Genomic DNA, 23600 nt, shown 5'->3' on the forward strand with positions numbered 1-23600 from the left:
ACGAGTAAATAAGGTGATGAATATCACACAGGGATTATTAACAAAAGAATTCAAATAACCGCCGGGCTATTACGCGTTATTTTTTAATAAGCGTGGTTGTTTTAAAAACCAGGTTAAAAGCGAGCGGATTATCAAATAAATTCTAACTATATTTTTTTGCCTGTCTGGATCACATAATCCAGATATTTTCCCTGTATGTTAATTGCAGTCATGCTTCACATCGTCGTTAAAAAGGAAGACAGATGAAAATCAGTCGGGAAACACTCCACCAGCTAATCGAGAATAAACTCTGCCAGGCTGGGTTAAAACGTGAGCACGCTGCAACCGTGGCTGAAGTATTGGTTTACGCCGATGCCAGAGGGATCCACTCTCATGGCGCGGTGCGCGTTGAATACTACGCCGAACGCATTTCAAAAGGCGGCACCAACCGCGAACCGGAGTTTCGTCTTGAGGAAACCGGACCGTGCTCGGCAATTTTACATGCCGACAATGCCGCCGGACAGGTCGCAGCGAAAATGGGTATGGAACATGCCATCAAAACCGCCCAGCAAAAAGGCGTTGCGGTGGTCGGTATCAGCCGGATGGGTCACAGCGGCGCAATCTCTTATTTTGTGCAGCAGGCAGCCCGCGCCGGATTAATTGGCATTTCGCTGTGCCAGTCCGATCCAATGGTGGTGCCGTTTGGCGGCGCGGAAATTTACTACGGCACTAACCCACTGGCCTTTGCCGCGCCGGGAGAAGGCGACGAGATCCTTACCTTTGATATGGCGACTACCGTACAGGCATGGGGAAAAGTGCTCGACGCCCGCTCGCGCAATATGTCTATCCCGGATACCTGGGCAGTCGATAAAAACGGTGCACCAACAACCGATCCGTTCGCGGTACATGCTCTGCTCCCCGCCGCTGGGCCGAAAGGGTATGGCCTGATGATGATGATTGACGTCCTCTCAGGCGTCTTACTCGGCTTACCGTTCGGGCGACAGGTTAGTTCGATGTATGACGATTTACACGCCGGGCGTAATTTGGGGCAATTACATATAGTTATTAACCCGAACTTTTTCTCCTCCAGCGAATTATTCCGTCAACATCTTAGCCAGACCATGCGCGAATTAAATACCATTACCCCCGCGCCCGGTTTTAATCAGGTTTATTATCCCGGACAGGATCAGGATATTAAACAACGCAAAGCCGCCGTCGAAGGCATCGAAATTGTTGATGATATTTACCAGTATTTAATTTCCGACGCGCTTTATAACACGTCATACGAAACGAAAAATCCCTTTGCGCAATAATTATTGAGACAGGACTTTCTTATGATTACACATTTCCGTCAAGCTATAGAAGAAACGCTGCCCTGGCTTTCCTCTTTTGGCGCTGACCCAGCGGGTGGGATGACCCGTTTACTTTATTCGCCGGAATGGCTGGAAACCCAGCAGCAGTTTAAAAAAAGAATGGCAGCAAGCGGGCTGGAAACACGTTTCGATGAAGTGGGGAATTTATACGGTCGCCTGAGTGGCACCGAATATCCACAGGAAGTGGTTCTGAGCGGTTCGCATATCGATACCGTGGTTAACGGCGGTAACCTCGACGGGCAATTCGGTGCGCTGGCGGCGTGGCTGGCAATTGACTGGCTGAAAACGCAATACGGCGCGCCGTTACGTACGGTCGAAGTGGTGGCGATGGCAGAAGAAGAAGGCAGCCGCTTCCCGTATGTCTTCTGGGGCAGTAAAAATATCTTTGGGCTGGCGAATCCTGACGACGTGCGGAATATCTGTGATGCCAAAGGAAATAGTTTTGTCGATGCGATGAAGGCTTGCGGATTTACTCTGCCGAACGCCCCACTAACTCCGCGTCAGGATATTAAAGCCTTTGTCGAACTGCATATCGAACAGGGCTGTGTGCTGGAAAGTAATGGGCAATCAATTGGCGTGGTGAATGCAATTGTCGGGCAGCGTCGTTATACGGTGACGCTGAATGGCGAATCAAACCATGCAGGCACCACGCCGATGGGTTATCGTCGTGATACGGTTTACGCTTTCAGTCGCATTTGCCATCAGTCTGTCGAAAAAGCGAAAAAGATGGGCGACCCGCTGGTTCTGACCTTTGGCAAAGTAGAGCCGCGCCCGAATACGGTGAATGTAGTGCCGGGTAAAACCACGTTCACCATTGATTGTCGTCATACCGACGCTACCGTGCTGCGCGATTTCACCCAACAGTTAGAAAACGACATGCGGGCGATTTGCGATGAAATGGATATTGGTATTGATATCGATTTATGGATGGACGAAGAACCCGTGCCGATGAATAAGGAGTTGGTCGCCACCCTGACAGAATTGTGTGAAAGCGAAAAACTGAATTACCGGGTGATGCACAGTGGTGCCGGGCACGACGCGCAAATTTTCGCGCCTCGCGTGCCGACCTGCATGATTTTCATTCCCAGCATCAACGGGATCAGCCATAACCCGGCGGAACGCACCAATATTACCGACCTTGCCGAAGGGGTCAAAACGTTGGCACTCATGCTTTATCAACTTGCCTGGCAGAAATAAGGAGTTATAAATGGGATATTTAAATAACGTCACCGGTTACCGCGAAGATTTACTGGCTAACCGTGCGATTGTTAAACACGGTAATTTCGCACTGTTAACACCAGACGGTCTGGTAAAAAATATTATTCCGGGCTTTGAAAATTGTGACGCGACAATCCTCTCCACGCCAAAGCTGGGTGCCTCTTTTGTTGATTATCTGGTCACACTGCATCAAAACGGCGGCAACCAACAGGGCTTCGGTGGCGAAGGCATTGAAACGTTCCTGTATGTGATCTCTGGAAATATCACTGCCAAAGCCGAAGGGAAAACATTTACCTTAAGTGAAGGTGGCTATCTTTATTGCCCGCCAGGCTCCTTAATGACGTTTGTTAACGCCCAGGCCGAAGACAGCCAAATCTTTTTATATAAGCGTCGCTATATTCCGGTAGAAGGTCATGCGCCGTGGCTGGTTTCTGGCAATGCCAGCGAACTGGAACGCATTCATTATGAAGGCATGGACGATGTTATTCTGCTGGATTTTCTGCCCAAAGAGTTAGGTTTTGATATGAACATGCATATCCTCTCTTTTGCACCAGGTGCCAGCCACGGTTATATCGAAACCCACGTTCAGGAACACGGTGCCTATATTCTTTCCGGTCAGGGGGTTTATAACCTCGACAATAACTGGATCCCGGTGAAAAAAGGCGATTACATCTTTATGGGCGCTTATTCTTTACAGGCTGGTTATGGCGTAGGGCGTGGTGAAGCGTTCAGCTATATTTACTCGAAAGATTGCAACCGCGACGTAGAGATTTAAGTCATACCACTCGCCTGATTATTTTTAGCTATGTTGGATTTTGCCACGGTTTATACCGTGGCTTTTTTTGTAGTCACTTCAGGTAAAAAAAGATGCGATATAAATCGCATCCGCTTTAAAGGTAATAGTCAGTTTTTAATTCCCTGACCTATTTTAATGGCGCAGGCAATATTTCGCGCACTGTTGAAGAGATTGGTTTCACCGCTGGCGAGCACTTCGGCTAAAGGTGCCAGACGTGGCAAAATGCTGAATACCGCATCAATGCCGTACTGGTGCACCACTTCCACGCCATCACCCAATACGCCAGCAATCCCAATCACCGGGACATTAAACTGCTTCGCCACCGATGCCACACCCAGCGGCGCTTTACCGCCTGCCGTTTGCGAGTCGATGCGCCCTTCCCCGGTGATCACCAGTGCTGCACCCTGCACTGCCTGCGCAAGATTGACCGCATTCAACACAATCTCAATACCCGGTTTAATATCCGCATTGAGGAATACCGCCGCCGCAATGCCCATACCGCCCGCCGCGCCGCCACCAGCCATCTGGCAGACGTTGATTTCAGTTAGCTGTTGTAAAACACGGGCGTAATTTTGCAGCCCCTGTTCCAGCTCTTCGACCATCTCCGGCGTTGCCCCTTTTTGCGGGCCAAACACCGCCGCCGCGCCGCGTGCCCCTACCAGCGGGTTATCAACGTCACATGCTACTTCAATATGACAGTTCGCCAGACGCGGATCGCATTCATTCATCTCAATGCTTGCCACGCGCGCTAAATTGCCGCCGTTAGCCGCCAGCGCCTGACCGTCGGCATCAAGGAAACGCACACCGAGCGCCTGCGCCATGCCCATACCGCCGTCGACCGTCGCACTGCCGCCAATGCCGAGAATAATATGGCGAATGCCGTTATCCAGCGCATGGCGAATTAACTCCCCCGTACCAAAACTGGAGGCCAGCAACGGATTACGCTTTTCAGGCGCGACCAACATCAGGCCACTTGCTGCCGCCATCTCAATCACTGCCGTTTTCCCGTCGCCGGTAATGCCATAAAAAGCTTTCACTTTTTCGCCCATCGGCCCGCAGACTTCAAGCTTCACGATGTTACCGTCCGTCGCGGCGACCATCGCCTCCACCGTCCCTTCGCCGCCATCCGCTATCGGCAAACAGATATAGTGCGCATCGGGAAAGAGGGTCGAAAACCCGGCTTTAATTGCCTGACAACATTTTTCTGCACTTAAGCTCTCTTTAAAAGAGTCTGGCGCAATGACAATCTTCATTATCAATCCTTTTTCAACAAATTATTCGATGCGTTCCCACGGAATAAGGTTATCCATAAGAACAGCCAGTAAAATTCCGACCAGTAAGCCGTTACTGAGCAGAGGACGAAGCGTTAATGGAAGGTCTTGCAGATACACAGGCGGTAATGCCATTAAAAATATGCCGACAAATAACGGCAATGCGAGTCGATAAATATTGCGAGCGGTAAACGTTATTTGCTGGCTAAACACCAGCGCGGAAAAGAGTAAAGGCAGATAAGAAACCAGCATGACCGCACTACTCACGGGTAAAGGGATACTGCAAAACAGTCGCGTGAGTGCCGGAACCAGCGCCACCAGCAGGCAAATAACGCTGCCATAAATAAACGAACGCCGCGTGTAATCGCCAGTCTGGGTTAATAAACCAATGGATGAAACAAACGGTGAAAATGGAATTACCGCCAGCGGCACGGTTATCAGTGTCATAAATCCGGTCGCCACAAAGCTGCGACGATAACGCGTATTCCCCGCGCCCTGCTGCGGATAAAAAACATCCGTGCCCCGAATCGCACCGTAGGTATTGCTGATATTTACCAGACCTGTAATCACCGCCGTCAGAATAATCCCCGGCGACAAAGCACCGCCACTGCCGAGCGGGAACCACTGCCAGTGCAACTCACCGGAGAGCGAATGCGAAGAAGGAAAGCAAAAGTACCACAACAACCAGCCGGTTATCGTACCGACCAGCAGGCCGTAACGGGCAAAACGTTGTGGCAGGAAAATAATCATCGCCAGTACCAGGCACATCACCGCCACCGAGAGCGCGAACGGCGGTAATTGAATTTTAAAATTCGGGTCGGCTATGCCAAACGGCAGCCCGAGCATACCTTTGAAAAAGATAGTGGTCAGTTGCGCACCCAGCATCAACATAAACAAGACCATCACCGACGGCGTAAATAACCGTGCCAGGCGATGGCCTAATCCGCTAAAACCAATCAACATCGTCAGCACGCCGGAGAGCGCAATCCCCACCGCCAGACTGGTAGCGATATCGTTGATCGGTGTCCCGCGCGATGCTTCGCCAAGGGTGATAGTCAGGATGGTTCCCCACCACAGGCCGCCCGGCCCCTCCATAATAGCGCGACGATGACCGCAGAACGCCTGAGCGAAGCAGGCCAGTGCGGTAGCAAGAAAAGCATATTGCGTGAGCGTAAGCAGGCTACTTTGCGGCAACTGAAAAGCAGAAAGTAGCGTAGGAGGAACCACAACCGTGTTGCAAAAAATAAAGAAAAACCACTGAAATCCTGATAACAGGCTTTCGCGGCCCACTGCAAAATTGAACATAAACACACCTTAACCGGAGAATGCCCGCCACAAGGACGGGCATTGCAGGGCCAGATTACTGCTGATGTTTAAGGATAAATTGACCTTTCGGCGCAACAGGGAAGCCCTGTTCGATATCGTAAATCACATCACCACGTAAGATGGTTTTCGTGATACGCGCGCCAATAGTACGGCCAACATACGGGCTGACTTTGTGGCGATATTCCAGATCGTCATTGGTAAGAACATAGCTGCTATTCGGCTGAATGAAGACGAAGTCGGCATCTTTTCCTGGGGCGATACGGCCTTTTTGCTGCAGACCGAAAATATCTGCTGCGTTAGTCGCCATTAATTTGCCGAACATTGGCAGAGACATTCCGCGTTTCTGTACCGCTTCATCGAACATCACGTCCATGCAGCTTTGCAGACCAGCGATACCGCCCCACGCTTTCATGATGTTACCGGCTTTCATTTCCGGCGGGCATGGAGAGTGGTCGGAAACCAGGCAGTCTATTTCACCGTTAAACAGTTTTTCCCACATGCCTTTCTGGTTTTCCAGATCGCGGATCGGCGGTGAACACTTCGCCAGAGTACCGATTTCTTCGAACTGATCGGTATCCAGCACAAAGTAATGCGGGCAGGATTCACAAGTAACATCCTGACCTTCCTGACGTGCACGAGTCACTTCCTCAACACCTTCCGGGCTGCTGACGTGGCAAACGTGCAGACGGCAACCAGCGACTTTCGCCAGGTACAGTACGCGGCGAATCGCTTCCACTTCGGTAAATACCGGACGCGAAGCCACATAGTCATGGGCAGTTACGCGACCTTCACGCTTCGCTTCTTCGCCCAGTGCGTCACAGATCAGCGCGTTTTCGCAGTGCACCAGCACCGGCTGGCCTAGTTCACCCAGCTTCTGCGCGCCTTTGAAGAATTGCCAGTCATTGACGTCACGGAAGTCGTTGTCGATACCGCGATCGCCACAGGTCGCAACGAAGCATTTGAAACCGACAACACCCACTTCATCCAACTCATGCAGACGGTCAATGTTGTAAGACACCAGGCCACCGAGTTGTGCCGCATCGATAGTCAGCTTTCCTTTAGCGGCATCGAACTTCAGTTCAATTGAGGCGCGGTCAACCGTTGCAGGCAGCTGGTTGAGCGGCATTTCGATCATGGTGGTGATACCACCTTTTGCTGCTGCGCGAGTACCGGTTTCATAACCTTCCCAGTGGCTGCGACCCGGTTCAGAAATATGGGTGTGCGCATCAACCATGCCCGGCGAAACCACCAGACCAGACGCATCCATAACGTCTTTTGCATCGCCCAGATCCTGGCCGATAGCAGCAATTTTTCCGTCTTTAACGGCGATATCTACAACGCGAGCTTCGTTTTCTAAAATAACGGTGCCGTTTTTAATGATTAAATCAAAAGACATAACAAACTCCTTGTAAAATACAGATTGGTTTTTAACTCAATGTTCAATATCGTGATTAATTAACCTATGTTTTTTTGTTCTCCTGTTTTTTCTGCTGTTGTACGTTTCTTTAATAAGGCGTAGGCCGCAAAGGCGACGATGACGCCGACAAACCATGAAACACGTGATAACGGTTCCATAAAGGGAATAAACTTACCGCCAAGAGATAAAATAACGGCCACCAGAGTTACTGAAAACGCGGTGAGGTTAAAACCGTTATCGTAATATTTATAATCGCCAGGTGCGGTGTACAGTTCATCAAGATTAATTTGCCCACGCATCACCACAAAATAATGCGCCATCATCACACCAATTACCGGACCAAGCATTCCGCCGATAATATCGAGGAACAGATAAATACTGTCCTGATTTTCCATTAATTTCCACGGGCAGATCAGCAGGCTGATAATACTGGCAATCAGTACGCCGTTTTTATAGGTCAGTTTCGTCGGTGCAATGGCGGCAATCTGATAACCAGCCGGAATAATATTACCGGTGGCGTTAGTAGAGATAGTCGTCATCAGAATAACCAGTACCGCAAAGAACGAGGCGAACAGGCTGTCCCAACGCTGAACAATATCCAGCACGTTCCAGGTGTCAGCGCCGTAATGAATACTGGCTCCGGCAATAATACATACCCCGGCGACCGCAAACAGAATATAGGCCACAACTAAACCCAGCGTTTGCCCCAGCGCCTGCTCACGAAACGAGTGGGCGTTTTGCGTAAAGTCGGATGCGCTCACCGCCGGTGCCGCCCAGACCGCAACCACCGCGTTTATCACCACCAGAAACAGGAAGCCACTGTTTTCTGCTTTCTGAATACCGCCCGGAATGTAGTCAAAGATTGGACCGATCCCGACCAGCGAAATCGCCCAAATCGCCATACCGCCGAAAACGATATAGATGCACGGGTTAAGAATGGCAGTGAATTTATTTAAAACTTTTCCGCCGCCAAAACCAATACCAACGTTAACCAGCCAGAAGAGTAAAAAAGTAATTAATCCCGGTAGAGAAAGGCCTAACAGCGTGAAATCGCCACCGAGAGTCAAAAATCCCGGCCAGATTTTGCCAATCAGAATCAAGCAGGCCAGTGACCCCGCGTAACATTGCAGGCCAAACCACATAATGGCAGCAATACCGCCTCTTAATAATCCGGGAAACAGTGCACCACGTACGCCGTAAGAAGCACGCAGGATCATGGCAAACGGTACGCCGTATTTACTGCCCGCAGCACCGTTTAATACCATTACCGCGGCAATGAAAAAGGCGCTGAGGATAATTGCCAGCATAATACTAAAGGTAGACAAGCCGAGAATAAAAAAGCCGCCAACCATCACATAATTGGGAACGTTATGAACCGAACCCATCCATAAGGTAAAATAGTTAAATGTTTTCCAGGTCCGCTGACTTTGCGTTTTCGGCAGTAGATCTTCGCTATAGCCGCGTTGCTGGAATAATTTTCTCTGATGTTCCATAAATCCCTCTTAATTTCACGTATCGAATAACGTTGTTTTAATCTAGCTATGAGGAACAAATAAAATAAAAATATTATTTTTAATACTGAAGCAACATCTTTGGCTGCTTTCTTTTTTTAATATTGCTGGCCGATTCATTTTCTGATATCGGCCATTTTTATTGCGGGTATCAGGCCAGTTTATGGTTAGCCATTAATTCCAGCGCCTGCACTAACGCAGAGTGATCCAACTGGCTGCCACCGTTTGCCGCACATGTATTAAACAATTCCTGGCAGGTCGCGGTGTTTGGCAGGTTCAGCGCCAGTGCTTTCGCACTTTGCAGTGCCAGGTTGAGATCTTTCTGGTGCAGCGCAATTTTGAAACCTGGATTAAAGGTGCGTTTAATCATGCGCTCACCGTGAACTTCCAGAATCCGTGAGGAAGCAAAGCCGCCCATCAGCGCCTGGCGCACACGTACCGGGTCCGCACCGGCTTTTGAAGCAAACAACAAGGCTTCAGAAACCGCTTCAATATTGAGCGCCACGATAATCTGATTTGCCACTTTGCAGGTTTGACCGTCGCCGTTACCGCCCACGAGGGTGATATTTTTACCGAGCAGTTCAAACAGCGGTTTTACACGTTCAAATACTGCTTCATCACCGCCAACCATAATCGATAACGTCCCTTCACGCGCGCCGATTTCACCGCCGGAGACTGGCGCATCGAGATAATCGCCGCCCAGTTCATTCACCTGACGAGCGAAACGTTTAGTTTCAATCGGGGAAATGGAGCTCATATCAACAATGGTTTTGCCCTTCAGCGAGGCTTTGGTACAACCATTTTCACCAAACAGAACGTCTTCAACCTGTGGCGTATCCGGCACCATAATAAAAATGATGTCCGATGCATCTGTTACCTGGCGCGCAGTTTCAACACTAACGGCGCCCAGTGACAGTAATTCATCAGCAACCGGACCAATGGTTGTGACATGCAGTTGATGACCGGCACGCGCCAGATTAATGGCCATCGGTGTACCCATAATGCCTAAGCCAATAAATCCCAGTTTCATAATTAACCTCTTTTAAATTTCGCTTTTCCTGAATTCAGACAACACGATCCCCTGCCAACTTAGCGGCCTAAAAAAGCATTGTCTGAATAGCGTTACGTTTTAACGGTACGGATCCATCCAGCGTAAACCGGCTTCCGTGGTGGTTTGGGGTTTATATTCACAGCCAACCCAACCGTTGTAGTCAGAATTTTCAATTACCGTAAAGAGATATTCGTAATTAATTTCTCCGGTTCCCGGTTCGCCGCGATGCGGATTATCAGCAATTTGCAGGTGACCAATTTTATCGGCCCACTGAGTCATGGTATTAGTTAATTCACCTTCCATCCGCTGCATGTGATAAATGTCATACTGAATTTTCAAATTGCAGCAACCAACATCGTCAATCAGTTTCAGTGCCTGCCGGGTTCCGGTGAGATGGAAACCAGGAATATCAAAATGGTTAATAGGTTCAATCAGTAATAAAATATCTTCTTTCATCAGCATATTCGCAGCATAACGCAGGTTTTCTACAAGCGTTGTGTGAATCTGTTCACTGCTGAAACCAGTCGGCGTTTTACCGACCAGACAGTTAATTTTTTTATTACCCAGAGCACGAGCATAACGAATCGCTGCTGCTACGCCATCCCGAAACGCTTCTTCACGGCCAGGAATACAGGCAATACCCCGCTCGCCCGCCGCCCAGTCACCCGCTGGTAAATTGTGCAGCGTATGCTCGAGTTTATTACTCGCCAGCACCTGTTTTAATTCTTCAATGTCGTAGTCATAAGGGAACATAAATTCAACGCCGCGAAAACCACACTGCGCAGCTTTCTCAAAACGGGCGAGAAAATCATATTCACCAAATAACATCGATAAATTAGCAGAGAAACGTAACATTATTTATCTCCCTTATTCATAGTGCATGAAACAGGTTTCAGTCGGTGCATCCGCTGCGTTATCGGTGATATCTTCAAATTCCATGACGTTATCCAGTTCACTGCCCATCGAAATATTGGTCACACGCTCGAGAATAACTTCCACGACTACCGGTACCCGATATTGCGCCATTAAGACTTTTGCCTGTTCAAAGGCTGGTGCAATATCTTCCGGTTTGAAAACGCGAATTGCTTTACAACCTAAACCTTCCGCTACTTTTACGTGGTCGACGCCATAACCGTTCACTTCGCTGGAGTTAATATTTTCGAACGCGAGCTGTACGCAGTAATCCATATCAAAGGCACGTTGCGACTGGCGAATCAGACCCAGATAGGCGTTATTGACCAGTACATGGATGTACGGAATGTTGAACTGTGCGCCAACGGCTAATTCTTCAATCAGGAACTGGAAGTCGAAGTCACCGGAAATCGCCACCACATTGCGCTCTGGATCAGCGGCACAAACCCCCAGCGCCGCCGGAATCGTCCAGCCCAGCGGGCCTGCCTGCCCACAGTTGATCCAGTGGCGGTCTTTAAAGACATGCAGCATTTGTGCCGCAGCGATTTGTGACAGGCCAATGGTGGTGACATAACAAACATCGCGGCCAAAGGCTTTGTTCATCTCTTCATACACGCGCTGCGGTTTCACCGGCACGTTGTCGAAGTGGGTTTTGCGCAGCAAAGTGCGTTTGCGCTGCTGGCAGTCGGTGACCCATTCTTTACGACACGGCAGACGACCGGCTTTTTGCATCTCCTGCGCCACTTCAACCAGCAGCGTCAGCGCCGCTTTAGCATCAGAGACAATGCCAAGATCCGGACACAGTACGCGGCCAATTTGCGTCGGCTCAATATCGATATGAACGATTTTGCGCCCTTCGGTGTATTTCTCTACCGAACCGGTATGACGGTTAGCAAAACGGTTACCGATACCAAACACCATGTCCGACGCCAGCAACGTTGCATTACCGTAACGATGCGCGGTTTGCAGGCCCACCATCCCGGCCATCAGTTCATGATCGTCGGGAATACAGCCCCAGCCCATCAGCGTTGGGATCACCGGAACGCTGGTCAGTTCAGCAAACTGTTGTAACAGTGCAGCTGCGTCAGCATTGATTACCCCGCCCCCGGCAACAATCACCGGACGTTCGGCCTGGATTAACATTTCTACAGCTTTTTCGATCTGCATACGGCTGGCAGCAGGTTTGTAGACCGGCAGCGGTTCGTACATATCAGGATCAAACTCGATTTCCGCAACCTGTACGTCGAACGGTAAATCCACCAGTACCGGACCCGGGCGACCAGAACGCATCAGGTGAAACGCCTGTTGCAGCACACGAGGCACCAGCGCCGCTTCACGAACTGTAACCGCCATTTTGCTGACCGGTTTAGCAATTGCTTCAATATCAACGGCCTGGAAATCTTCTTTATGCAGACGGGCGCGCGGAGCCTGGCCGGTAATACACAGAATAGGAATGGAATCAGCAGAAGCGGAATAGAGCGCGGTGATCATGTCCGTGCCCGCAGGACCGGAAGTCCCCAGACATACGCCGATATTCCCTGCCGTTGCGCGGGTATAACCTTCCGCCATGTGCGAAGCACCTTCCACATGACGCGCCAGAATGTGACGAATACCGCCGTGCTTACGCATCGCTGAGTAGAACGGATTGATTGCAGCTCCCGGAACGCCGAAGGCGGTGGTGATACCTTCTTTCTCCAGCACATACATTGCCGCGTCAACGGCTCTCATTTTTGCCATTTTATTCCTACCTCTATTAATTGGAAAAATTTTCCAACTTTCAAATTTTGTCAAAAAAACCCGCTCCGCAGAGCGGGATACGACAGACACTATAGATGTGCTTTCAGTCCCAACGCCGTGCTGATATCGCGGGCGGTGTCTCTGACCAGCTCACCCTGACTGACAAAACGATCTTCTGTCAGTCTTGATGAAGGCCCGGAGATGGAGATAGCGGCAACAACACTACCTACATCATCGTAAATTGCTGAAGCTATGCAATTCAGGCCGACAACATGCTCTTCTTTATCTACGGTATAGCCCAGTTCACGCGCTTGTTCCAGGTCCTTCAGCAAGGTGGGCATATCCACAAGTGTCGTTGGCGTAAACTGCTGCAAACCGGTTTGCAGAATGATGCTCATCAACTCTTCTTCCGCCAGCGGATAAAGCAGCGCCTTGCCCGCTCCGGAAGCATGCAGCGGCAGACGACTGCCCAGCGGCGCACACATCCTGACCATCGATTTACACTCTAACTGACCAATTAATACCGCTTCATTGCCGTTACGGATCGCGACATTGACCGTTTCGCCGGAAAGTAACATCAGGCGGCGCATAAACGGCCCGGCGACGGAGAGTACATCGCGGTTATGGATGTACGCTGCACCGACGTTAAAGACACCTAATCCTATATGCCACCAGCCTAACTGACTGTCCTGATAGACAAAATCCGCTGCCTGTAAAACCTTCAACAAGCGAAAGGTCGTGGAGAGCGGCAAATCCAGATTGAGAGAGATATCGCTAACCGACGAACTTCCCCCACTTTTTTCCAGATATTGCAGAATCGCAATTCCCCGCTCTAACGCCTGTGCACCCTTCTGTGCCACAGGCTCCGCCTGTCCTGGCCTGCCGCGCCGTCTAACTTCCGTCATACCTACGTTAACTCCGACCTACAAATGAGCATAAACAATGAACAATTCGTTTATCTTATGCAAGTCGGTTGCAGGCGTCACGCAAAACAGAGTTCCTGTTCAGGAATACTTTCAACATCACAGTTGTCACTGCCGCCGCGATCGATGGTCAGAAAATCGGTGACGCGCTGCCAGGCGAAAAGTGGGTGATGCCAGACGTTACGATGGTAATTCACTCCCTGTTCGCCGTTGGTAATAAACGCCCGCAGGGTTGACAGGTCTGGTTTGTCGTCACCTAACGCCACGACTACCACAAACACTTCACCTTTCATCGGGATAAAGGCCTGAGTGCCCAACGGATGACGTTCGAGTTCGTGAATGGTCAGCGGCAGATTCGCCGGTTGCGCGCGGTTAATGCTGATAAGCGTACGGTCTTGCTCAAGAATCTCAACCAGCGCCAAATCGTGGTAACGCTCCACCAGGCCATTGTTAATATGGAAAAAATCCCGTTGCTGCGTTTCGATTACGTCGCCATAAGCACTAAAGGCTTCCTGACTTAACGGTAATACCTGAAGTTTCATCTTTTTGTCCTTGTAACATAATTCCGTTCAACCAGAGCCGACCGGTCAGCTTGGTTTCAATAACAGGCAATCTAAAACCTTAAGAGAACAACATCAACACAAAAGTTGGAATATTTTTCCAAAACTAGATTTAGTCCACAAATTGAACAGGGTTATCATGTAAAAATACTGATAAATCAGAGGATAAGAAAATCACGCAACTTGCGGATTTAAAAGGGGATACCTGAAGATGTTCGATCCAGAAACCTTGCGGACTTTCATTGCGGTTGCTGAAACAGGAAGTTTTTCAAAAGCGGCAGAACGATTATGTAAAACCACGGCGACGATCAGTTATCGCATTAAACTTCTGGAAGAGAATACCGGAGTGGCGCTGTTTTTCCGCACGACTCGCAGCGTGACGTTGACGGCGGCTGGCGAGCATCTACTTTGTCAGGCCAGAGACTGGCTGAGCTGGCTGGAAAGTATGCCCAGCGAGTTACAACAGGTGAATGATGGCGTGGAACGCCAGGTGAATATCGTCATCAACAACCTGCTCTATAACCCCCAGGCCGTTGCCAGGCTGCTGGCGTGGCTAAATGAACGTTACCCGTTTACCCAATTTCACATCTCCCGACAAATCTATATGGGCGTCTGGGACTCGCTATTGTACGAAGGTTTTTCACTGGCTATCGGCGTCACGGGAACCGAGGCGCTGGCAAATACCTTTAGTCTTGATCCCTTAGGATCGGTGCAATGGCGCTTTGTCATGGCGGCGGATCATCCGCTGGCGAACATTGAAGAGCCGCTAACAGAAGCACAGTTGCGGCGCTTTCCGGCGGTCAATATTGAAGACAGCGCCCGTACATTAACCAAACGCGTCGCCTGGCGATTGCCGGGGCAAAAAGAGATTATTGTTCCCGATATGGAAACGAAAATCGCCGCCCATCTGGCGGGCGTGGGCATTGGTTTTTTGCCAAAATCACTTTGCCAGTCAATGCTCGATAATCAACAACTGGTCAGCCGGGTAATCCCAACGATGCGCCCTCCTTCGCCATTGAGTCTGGCATGGCGCAAATTTGGCAGCGGCAAAGCGGTAGAAGATATTGTGACCTTGTTTACCCAGCGCAGGCCGGAAATCAGCGGATTTTTAGAAATTTTCGGCAACCCACGCAGTTAAAAATCAAGTTTCCTTGCACGTTGGCGCGTAAAATAGCGCGCAAGCTGATTTGAGGTTCACTTTTTACTATGCAAGAGAGACACACGGAACAGGACTATCGTGCCCTGCTGATTGCTGATACGCCCATTATTGATGTTCGCGCCCCCATCGAGTTTGAGCAAGGCGCAATGCCCGCCGCTATCAACCTGCCGTTAATGAATAACGATGAACGCGCCGCCGTTGGCATCTGCTATAAACAGCAAGGGTCAGACGCGGCGCTGGCACTGGGGCATAAACTGGTGGCGGGTGAAATTCGTCAGCAGCGCATGGACGCCTGGCGGGCAGCGTGCCTGCAAAATCCGCACGGTATTCTCTGCTGTGCCCGTGGCGGTCAGCGCTCGCATATTGTGCAACGCTGGCTGCATGACGCGGGGATTGATTATCCGCTGGTGGAAGGCGGTTATAAGGCACTGCGCCAGACCGCGATTCAGGCGACTATTGAACTGGCACAAAAACCGATCGTGCTGATTGGCGGTTGTACCGGCAGCGGTAAAACGCTGTTAGTGCAGCAACAGCCGAACGGTGTTGATCTGGAAGGGTTGGCGCGTCATCGCGGTTCGGCGTTTGGTCGCACCTTACAACCACAACTTAGCCAGGCGAGTTTTGAAAACATGCTGGCTGCCGAAATGCTAAAAACCGACGCCCATCAGGATTTGCGCCTGTGGGTGCTGGAAGATGAAAGCCGGATGATCGGTTCGAATCACCTGCCGGAATGTCTGCGCGAACGAATGACTCAGGCGACGATTGCGGTGGTAGAAGATCCGTTTGAGATCCGTCTTGAACGCCTGAACGAAGAGTATTTCTTGCGTATGCATCATGATTTTACCCACGCTTATGGCGACGAACAGGGCTGGCAGGAGTATTGCGAATACCTGCATCACGGGCTTTCGGCGATTAAACGTCGGCTGGGACTACAACGCTATAACGAACTGGCTGCAAGGCTGGATGCGGCGCTGACAACGCAACTCACCACCGGCAGCACCGACGGTCATCTGGCCTGGCTTGTGCCGTTACTTGAAGAATATTACGACCCGATGTATCGCTATCAGCTTGAGAAAAAAGCGGAAAAAGTTGTCTTTCGCGGTGAGTGGGCGGAAGTGGCGGAATGGGTTAAGGCGCAGTGATGGGGGATTCTGTGCACGCTGTTCATGCCGGATGCGGCGTGAACGCCTTATCCAGCCTACAGGTGAGTGCTGTTTCGTAGGCATGATAAGACGCGCCTGCGTCGCATCTGGCATCGGCGCACAACTGCCGGATGCGGCGTGAACGCCTTATCCGGCGTACAAAATTTCGAAAACTCAATATATTGCACGATCTTCGTAGGCCTGATAAGCGTAGCGCATCAGGCAATCTAACACCTGTCATCACCCCGCAAACTGCCTGAACAGCGCCTTACCCTTAAGCAGTCGCGCACCCAGCCAGCCGCCGCAAAGCGACAGCAGTAGCGCACCGCTGCACGGCAGAACAATCCACAATCGCCAGTCTGGCTCCCACGGGAAATCAAACACTTTCGATTGCAGTACCGCCAGTGCCGTTTCCGCACCAATTGCGGCCACCAGGCCGGATACAAACCCGAGCATGGCGAACTCACACCACAATGTCGTGCGCAGCAGTTTTTTCCCCGCACCAAGTGTGCGCCACACCACCAGCTCCTGATGACGCTGACGCATTCCCACCTGCACCTGTGCCAGCAACAACAACATACCGCAGGCGGTGACCAGCACCACCATCACTTCCAGCGCCCGACTTACCTGCTCCAGCACCTGACCGACCTGTTTTAAAATCGCGCCAATGTCTAACAGGCTAATGGTCGGGAACTGGCGGTTGAGTTGCGTCAACATGCCGTTGCCATTCTCCCAGCGGAAACTGGTAAGCCAGCTCTGCGGTTGCCCGTCTAATGCCCCTTCCGGGAAAATAAAATAGAAATTAGGCCGCAGACTTTCCCAGTCCACTTTGCGCAGGCTGGTCACTTTAGCGCGGAACTCCTGGGTATCGCCCATAAAAGTCACGGTATCGCCGAGGGCAACGTTTAAGCGTTTCGCCAGCCCCTCTTCCATCGACACTTCATCGGCTTTTGGCGGCCAGTTACCGGCGACGATCGGGTTATGATCAGGCCGCGTATTTTGCCAGGTGAGATTCAGCTCGCGGTTGAGCGCCTCATCTCCATTGCCTTCTGTCGGCTTGTCGTTAATCGCCGTCAACCGCGCCCGCACCACCGGATAAAACGATTCCGGGACTATCTGATGTTCCGCGAGAAACGCTTTCAGCGGCGTAACCTGTTCCGTAGCGATGTTGATTAAAAAGTAGTTCGGGCTTTCTGGCGGCAGTTGTTGTTGCCAACGGTCGAGCAGATCGCCACGCAACACCAGCAACAGTGCCAGCAGCATAAAGGAGAGCGAAAATGCCGAAAGCTGGCTTAACGTTGACCACGGCTGACGTAACAGGCGGCTAACCGCCAGGCGCAGAGGTAGCGATTTCAGCGTCATGCGGCGAAGTACATTCAGCAGCATCCAGCCCAGCACACCGCACAGCAAAGCCAGTACTACCGCGCCCGCCAGCACCGCCCAGAGCAGCATACTGCCACCCATCAGTCCGGCGAGCAGCAGCACAACCACCACGGTGACAATCGGCAGATAAAACTTCAGCGGCCAGACGTTCGCTACCACATCATTACGTAATACGCGTAAAGGCTGCGTGGCCAGTAACAGTCGGTACGGTCGTAGCCCCACCAGCAGCGAAATAACCGTCATGGTGCCGAGCGCCCACAGCCACGGCCAGAGGCTGGCTGGCGGTAGTGCAGCAGGCAGAACGGGCTTGAGCAGCACCATCAACACGTTTTCGAACAACAGGCCTATCGCCCCACCGGTAACGGCTGAAAGCGCCAGCACCATCAACCACTGACCGACGATTAACTTACGCAGTTGCGCTCGCCCTGCCCCCAGCGTCTTGAGGATCGCCACCAAGTCGTAGCGACTGCGACAGTAATGATTCATCGCCACCGCAACCGCCGCCACCGCCAGCAGCAAGGTCAGAAGCGCCGAAAGCAGCAGGAACTGTTGCGAACGTTCTATCGATCGCCCCAGCGCGCCTTCGTCCTGTTCCAGACCGTACCAGCGTTGTTCAGGTTTAAGCTGGGGTAACAACCATTTCTCATAGCCGTCGAGCTGGTTCTCGCTGCCGCCGAATTTATAACGCCAGGTGACCCGACTCCCCGGCTGCACGGCTCCGGTTTTATCAACATCCGCCAGATTCATCATCAGGCGTGGGGCTATCTGGAAAGGATTAAAACCGGAATCCGGTTCCTGAATCACTTCTCCGGCAATCCGCAAGGTGGCATCGCCCACGTCAATGGTGTCGCCCGTTTTCAGGTTAAGCAGTGCCATCAGGCGTGGGGCCAGCAATACGCTGCCCGCCTGCGGTTTCAGGCCAGGGGGATTAGTTTGCAGATCGCCATACATCGGGTAGATATCATCCACCGCTTTGACGTTCGCCAGCTGCGGTGTGTCGCCTGCAAAGGTCATGGTGGCGAAAGTCAGCTGCTTGCCAACTTTCAGGCCGCGCTTTTGCGCTTCCTCCAGCCACGCTTGCGGCACTTCGCGCGAACTGCGCAACGCCCTATCGCCCGCCATAAACTCACGGCTTTGCTGGCTTAAACCTTTCTCCATGCGATCGCTGATATTGCCCAGCGCCAGCACGCAGGCCACCGCCAGGCTTAGCGCCAGCCAGACAATTAACAGCGACGGCGAGCGCCATTCGCGCCAGAACCAACGTGCAATCATGCTTCCTCCTGCAACTGCCCGTTAACCAGTCGTAAGCAGCGGTCGCAACGTGCCGCCAGTTGCAGGTCGTGAGTCACCATAATCAACGTGGTGCCATGCTCACGGTTGAGGGAAAACAGCAGGTCGGCAATTTTATCGCCTGTCTGGCGGTCAAGGTTACCGGTGGGTTCGTCGGCAAACAGCACATCTGGCCGACCATTAAAGGCACGCGCCAGCGCCACCCGTTGCTGTTCGCCACCGGAAAGCTGTGCCGGAAGATGATCAAGACGTTTACCCAACCCTAACTGTTCGAGCAACGCTTTCGCCCCGTTACGACTTTCTGCGCTACTCTCACCGCGCAGCAGCGCCGGAAGCTCGACGTTTTCCAGCGCGTTAAGGGTAGGAATTAACATAAATGACTGAAAAACAAAGCCTACGTGCTTCGCGCGCAACTTTGCCCGCGCTTCTTCGTCCATATTATGTAGCGGTTGTCCCACCAGTCTCACTTCGCCACTGCTGCCGTCATCCAGCCCGGCGAGGATCGCCAGCAAGGTTGACTTACCCGATCCCGACTCGCCCACCAGTGCGATGGTCTCGCCACGTTTGACAACCAGCTCAACTCCGGTGAGGATGGAGAGTTCATGCTCCCCCTGACCGACGGACTTCTTAATATGATGAACTTCAACAATGTTTTCCGCTGGCATTTGCCCTTCCTGTTCCTGGTCCTGTTAACCTTCCGTGCCGCCGCAGCGGACACGTTATTGATTCTGGGTGATAGCCTGAGCGCCGGGTATCGAATGTCTGCCAGCGCGGCCTGGCCTGCCTTGTTGAATGATAAGTGGCAGAGTAAAACGTCGGTAGTCAATGCCAGCATCAGCGGCGACACCTCGCAACAAGGGCTGGCGCGCCTTCCGGCTCTGCTGAAACAGCATCAGCCGCGCTGGGTGCTGGTTGAACTGGGCGGCAATGACGGTTTGCGTGGTTTTCAGCCACAGCAAACCGAGCAAACGCTGCGCCAGATTTTGCAGGATGTCAAAGCCGCCAACGCTGAACCATTGTTAATGCAAATACGTCTGCCTGCAAACTATGGTCGCCGTTATAATGAAACCTTTAGCGCCATTTATCCCAAACTCGCCAAAGAGTTTGATGTTCCGCTGCTGCCCTTTTTTATGGAAGAGGTCTACCTCAAGCCACAATGGATGCAGGATGACGGTATTCATCCCAACCGCGACGCCCAGCCGTTTATTGCCGACTGGATGGCGAAGCAGTTGCAGCCTTTAGTAAATCATGACTCATAAAGCAACGGAGATCCTGACAGGTAAAGTTATGCAAAAATCGGTCTTAATTACCGGATGTTCCAGTGGTATTGGCCTGGAAAGCGCGCTCGAATTAAAACGCCAGGGTTTTCATGTCCTGGCAGGTTGCCGGAAACCGGATGATGTTGAGCGCATGAACAGCATGGGATTTACCGGCGTGTTGATCGATCTGGATTTGCCAGAAAGTGTTGATCGCGCAGCCGACGAAGTGATCGCCCTGACCGATAATTGTCTGTATGGGATCTTTAACAATGCCGGATTCGGCATGTATGGCCCCCTTTCCACCATCAGCCGTGCGCAGATGGAACAGCAGTTTTCTGCCAACTTTTTCGGCGCACACCAGCTCACCATGCGCCTGTTACCCGCGATGTTACCGCACGGTGAAGGACGTATTGTGATGACCTCATCGGTGATGGGATTAATCTCCACGCCGGGTCGTGGCGCTTACGCGGCCAGTAAATATGCGCTGGAGGCGTGGTCAGACGCACTGCGCATGGAGCTACGTTACAGCGGAATTAAAGTTAGCCTGATCGAACCCGGTCCCATTCGTACTCGCTTCACCGACAACGTCAACCAGACGCAAAGTGATAAACCTGTCGAAAATCCCGGCATCGCCGCCCGCTTTACGTTGGGACCGGAAGCGGTGGTCGACAAAGTGCGCCATGCTTTTATTAGCGAGAAGCCGAAGATGCGCTATCCGGTAACGCTGGTGACCTGGGCAGTAATGGTGCTTAAGCGCCTGCTGCCGGGGCGCGTGATGGACAAAATATTGCAGGGGTGAGTTGAAGCGCGCGCTTAAGCCCCCATGTCAAAGAAAATATCGACAACAGAGAGCGACTCCATGTCCGTAGAAAATATTGTCAACATTAACGAATCTAACCTGCAACAGGTTCTTGAACAGTCGATGACCACTCCGGTGCTGTTCTATTTTTGGTCTGAACGTAGCCAGCACTGTTTGCAGTTAACCCCAATTCTGGAAAGCCTCGCGGCGCAGTACAACGGGCAATTTATTCTGGCGAAGCTGGACTGCGACGCGGAGCAGATGATTGCCGCCCAGTTTGGTCTGCGCGCGATTCCGACCGTGTATCTGTTCCAGAACGGGCAACCGGTAGACGGCTTCCAGGGGCCGCAACCGGAAGAGGCGATCCGTGCCCTGCTGGATAAAGTGCTGCCGCGCGAAGAAGAGCTGAAAGCGCAGCAGGCGATGCAGCTGATGCAGGAAGGCAATTACACCGACGCCTTGCCATTGCTGAAAGACGCCTGGCAGTTGTCGAATCAGAACGGGGAGATCGGCCTGCTGTTGGCAGAAACGCTGATTGCGCTGAACCGTTCTGAAGATGCAGAAGCGGTGCTGAAAACCATTCCTTTACAGGATCAGGACACCCGCTACCAGGGACTGGTGGCGCAAATCGAACTGCTGAAGCAGGCGGCAGATACGCCGGAAATTCAACAGTTGCAACAGCAGGTGGCAGAGAATCCAGAAGATGCCGCACTGGCAACGCAACTGGCACTGCAACTGCACCAGGTTGGGCGCAATGAAGAGGCGCTGGAGTTACTGTTTGGGCATCTGCGTAAAGATCTCACCGCCGCAGACGGTCAGACACGTAAAACGTTCCAGGAGATCCTTGCTGCGCTGGGTACGGGTGATGCACTGGCGTCGAAGTATCGCCGCCAGCTGTATGCGTTGTTGTATTGATGTTTTGTTGATCGGCACATGAACCACAACGCCGGATGCGATGCTGCGCATCCGGCATCGCATCATTTCTTCTTCAATTGCGTCACCACCAATTGGTGGCGCGAATTATAAAATTTACGATAGGTTAAATAGCAGGCAATAATGGTAGACAGGCTGGCAGTTGAGAGCAGCATAAAGGTCACCATAATCTGATATTTAATCGCCTTCACCGGATCAATCCCGGCAAATATCAGCCCGGACATCATTCCTGGTAAACTCACTAAGCCAACCGTTTTTGCTGAATCGACCGTCGGAATTAAAGCCGCGCGAATACTGTCGCGAATCAATATAGCTGAAGCCTGTTTCGGCGTCGCGCCAAGACTCAGTTTCTCCTGAATCTGTTGCTGTTCGCTAATAACCCGTTGCCCTAAATTGTTGTAACACAACCCCACCGCTACCATGGCGTTACCGGCTATCATCCCGGCGATAGGGATCACCTGCATCGGGATAAATTCAATCGACCCTGAGAGAATCAGCACCGCCAGGGTAATTCCCGCCCCGACCGTAATGGCAATAAACGATGAGATAAAAGCTTTAGCAATATATTTACTGCGTTTTTGCGCATTCCACGCCGCATTAAAGCAGATAAATAACACCATCAATAATGTCAGGCTGGCATCATCCACGCTGAAAATATACTTCAGCACATAGCCGACAATAATCAGCTGAATTATCGCGCGCCCGACGCTCCAGAGAATGTCTTTCTCCAGCGCCAGCTTTTCTTTATGGCTAATTAAGATTGCCACCACCACCAGCATTAATGCCAGTGCCAATGATTCGTTAGTAATATTATGCGAGTTCATAGCGTGCTTCCTGCATTTCTCCGGCATGCGGTTGCAGTGTAATCACCTTATCCGCATGATTAATTTCGTCTTTATCGTGTGTCACCCACAGCACGGCAATATTTTGCTCGCGCACATAACGGTGGATCATCTCATTAACGTTATGTTTATTACTTTCATCCAGCGCACTGGTGATTTCGTCGAGCAATAAAACCTTCGGCATAAATTGCAGGTTACGAATCAATGAGATGCGTTGTTTTTCACCACCAGATAGCTCGGCGATATTCTTCGTCAAAATGCTGTCCGGTAAAGCGAAGCGTTCAAGAAAATCGAGAAAAATGGCCGGGTCAGGCTGCTGGTTACGGATCTGCCAGGGAAAAATCAGGTTATCGTATACCGTATCGCCAAACAGCGTCGGCGTCTGGGCGCAGTAAGAGACTTGCTGGCGGTAGATTTCTGGCTTTAGTGTGCTGACATCCTCACCTTCAAACAGTAACGTTCCGCTGGTTGGGCTGATCAATGAAGCAACTATTTTTAGCAGTGTACTTTTGCCACAACCAGAAGGACCGGTAATTAACTTAAATTCGCCAGCACGCAGCGAAAAATTGATGTTATTAAGAATCTTCGTATCACCCGCCAGATATCCTACGTTTTGTAGCTGAAGCAAAGGACTATTTTCCTGCATCGCTGTTCCCTTTTTCTGATTTTTACTAAAAACAGTTTATCCTTCGCAGGAATAAGGGGGAACTCTCTTTCAG

At 51.3% G+C, this 23600-nt stretch carries 21 protein-coding genes; 8 read left to right on the top strand and 13 right to left on the bottom strand.

Going from position 1 to position 23600, the window contains the following annotated elements; translation table 11 throughout:
- Positions 1-242 precede the first annotated feature (242 nt).
- Genes allD through allE form a run of 3 tightly spaced genes read left to right on the top strand, consistent with a single transcriptional unit; the run spans position 243 to position 3345 of the window.
- On the top strand, positions 243-1292 hold the full coding sequence (allD, locus tag ACJHYO_RS06635) for an ureidoglycolate dehydrogenase (RefSeq protein WP_000703882.1): 1050 nt from the start codon (positions 243-245) through the stop codon (positions 1290-1292).
- 21 nt (positions 1293-1313) lie between these two features.
- Positions 1314-2549 carry an allantoate deiminase gene (gene allC / locus ACJHYO_RS06640; RefSeq protein ID WP_001313636.1) on the top strand — a complete coding sequence of 412 codons (1236 nt, stop codon included), beginning with the start codon at positions 1314-1316 and terminating at the stop codon, positions 2547-2549.
- A 10-nt stretch (positions 2550-2559) separates the two neighbouring features.
- A complete protein-coding gene (allE, locus tag ACJHYO_RS06645) occupies positions 2560-3345 on the top strand; it encodes a (S)-ureidoglycine aminohydrolase (RefSeq protein WP_000540999.1) in 786 nt (261 codons plus the stop codon).
- A 128-nt stretch (positions 3346-3473) separates the two neighbouring features.
- Here the strand turns inward: allE and glxK are convergent, their stop codons facing one another.
- The 9 genes from glxK to allA form a co-directional block, all read right to left on the bottom strand.
- Positions 3474-4619, bottom strand: a complete 1146-nt coding sequence (glxK, locus tag ACJHYO_RS06650) for a glycerate 3-kinase (protein ID WP_001445571.1) — start codon at positions 4617-4619, stop codon at positions 3474-3476.
- Positions 4620-4640: 21 nt separating this feature from the next.
- Positions 4641-5942 (bottom strand): uracil/xanthine transporter, encoded by a 1302-nt coding sequence (locus ACJHYO_RS06655; RefSeq protein ID WP_001298336.1) that lies wholly within the window; start codon positions 5940-5942, stop codon positions 4641-4643.
- A gap of 55 nt (positions 5943-5997) precedes the next feature.
- Positions 5998-7359, bottom strand: coding sequence for an allantoinase AllB (gene allB, locus ACJHYO_RS06660; RefSeq protein ID WP_000006873.1), 1362 nt, complete (start codon positions 7357-7359; stop codon positions 5998-6000).
- Between the two features lie 59 nt (positions 7360-7418).
- The gene (locus tag ACJHYO_RS06665; RefSeq protein WP_001557772.1) at positions 7419-8873 is read right to left on the bottom strand and encodes an allantoin transporter; all 1455 of its coding nucleotides are present in this window, start codon (positions 8871-8873) and stop codon (positions 7419-7421) included.
- A 169-nt stretch (positions 8874-9042) separates the two neighbouring features.
- Positions 9043-9921 (bottom strand): 2-hydroxy-3-oxopropionate reductase, encoded by an 879-nt coding sequence (gene glxR, locus ACJHYO_RS06670; protein WP_000765828.1) that lies wholly within the window; start codon positions 9919-9921, stop codon positions 9043-9045.
- A gap of 99 nt (positions 9922-10020) precedes the next feature.
- Positions 10021-10797: a hydroxypyruvate isomerase gene (gene hyi, locus ACJHYO_RS06675; protein ID WP_085455220.1), complete on the bottom strand. Its 777-nt coding sequence runs from the start codon at positions 10795-10797 to the stop codon at positions 10021-10023.
- Positions 10798-10809: 12 nt separating this feature from the next.
- Entirely contained in the window at positions 10810-12591 is a 1782-nt protein-coding gene (gene gcl / locus ACJHYO_RS06680) for a glyoxylate carboligase (RefSeq protein WP_077561110.1), read from the bottom strand.
- Positions 12592-12680: 89 nt separating this feature from the next.
- Complete coding sequence (gene allR, locus ACJHYO_RS06685; RefSeq protein WP_000141274.1) at positions 12681-13496, bottom strand: HTH-type transcriptional repressor AllR; 816 nt, start codon at positions 13494-13496, stop codon at positions 12681-12683.
- A gap of 77 nt (positions 13497-13573) precedes the next feature.
- Entirely contained in the window at positions 13574-14056 is a 483-nt protein-coding gene (allA, locus tag ACJHYO_RS06690; RefSeq protein ID WP_000776388.1) for an ureidoglycolate lyase, read from the bottom strand.
- Positions 14057-14285: 229 nt separating this feature from the next.
- Here allA and allS point away from each other — a divergent pair, with 229 nt between their 5' ends.
- Both allS and mnmH read left to right on the top strand, forming a co-directional pair.
- Entirely contained in the window at positions 14286-15212 is a 927-nt protein-coding gene (gene allS, locus ACJHYO_RS06695) for an HTH-type transcriptional activator AllS (RefSeq protein ID WP_000460117.1), read from the top strand.
- Between the two features lie 68 nt (positions 15213-15280).
- Positions 15281-16375 (top strand): tRNA 2-selenouridine(34) synthase MnmH, encoded by a 1095-nt coding sequence (mnmH, locus tag ACJHYO_RS06700; protein ID WP_001157949.1) that lies wholly within the window; start codon positions 15281-15283, stop codon positions 16373-16375.
- A 240-nt stretch (positions 16376-16615) separates the two neighbouring features.
- Here the strand turns inward: mnmH and ybbP are convergent, their stop codons facing one another.
- Both ybbP and ybbA read right to left on the bottom strand, forming a co-directional pair.
- On the bottom strand, positions 16616-19030 hold the full coding sequence (ybbP, locus tag ACJHYO_RS06705; protein ID WP_000561824.1) for a putative ABC transporter permease subunit YbbP: 2415 nt from the start codon (positions 19028-19030) through the stop codon (positions 16616-16618).
- Positions 19027-19713, bottom strand: coding sequence for a putative ABC transporter ATP-binding protein YbbA (gene ybbA, locus ACJHYO_RS06710; RefSeq protein ID WP_085455219.1), 687 nt, complete (start codon positions 19711-19713; stop codon positions 19027-19029). Before ybbA ends, ybbP begins: the two co-directional genes overlap by 4 nt.
- Here ybbA and tesA point away from each other — a divergent pair.
- The 3 genes from tesA to cnoX are packed head-to-tail and all read left to right on the top strand — an operon-like array spanning position 19684 to position 22021.
- On the top strand, positions 19684-20307 hold the full coding sequence (tesA, locus tag ACJHYO_RS06715) for a multifunctional acyl-CoA thioesterase I/protease I/lysophospholipase L1 (RefSeq protein WP_001313633.1): 624 nt from the start codon (positions 19684-19686) through the stop codon (positions 20305-20307). The genes ybbA and tesA overlap by 30 nt on opposite strands.
- Entirely contained in the window at positions 20297-21106 is an 810-nt protein-coding gene (gene ybbO / locus ACJHYO_RS06720; RefSeq protein WP_000148948.1) for an NADP(+)-dependent aldehyde reductase, read from the top strand. The genes tesA and ybbO overlap by 11 nt, the downstream gene beginning before the upstream one ends.
- A gap of 60 nt (positions 21107-21166) precedes the next feature.
- Entirely contained in the window at positions 21167-22021 is an 855-nt protein-coding gene (gene cnoX / locus ACJHYO_RS06725) for a chaperedoxin (protein WP_001295322.1), read from the top strand.
- A gap of 62 nt (positions 22022-22083) precedes the next feature.
- On the opposite strand, the gene fetB is transcribed toward cnoX, so the two are convergent.
- Together fetB and fetA are read right to left on the bottom strand one after the other, a co-directional pair.
- Positions 22084-22863: an iron efflux ABC transporter permease subunit FetB gene (gene fetB / locus ACJHYO_RS06730; RefSeq protein ID WP_001295323.1), complete on the bottom strand. Its 780-nt coding sequence runs from the start codon at positions 22861-22863 to the stop codon at positions 22084-22086.
- A complete protein-coding gene (gene fetA, locus ACJHYO_RS06735) occupies positions 22850-23527 on the bottom strand; it encodes an iron efflux ABC transporter ATP-binding subunit FetA (RefSeq protein ID WP_001157551.1) in 678 nt (225 codons plus the stop codon). Before fetA ends, fetB begins: the two co-directional genes overlap by 14 nt.
- Positions 23528-23600: the final 73 nt, after the last annotated feature.

The organism is Escherichia sp. WS1118, assembly GCF_046487695.1.
Lineage (GTDB): Bacteria > Pseudomonadota > Gammaproteobacteria > Enterobacterales > Enterobacteriaceae > Escherichia > Escherichia coli.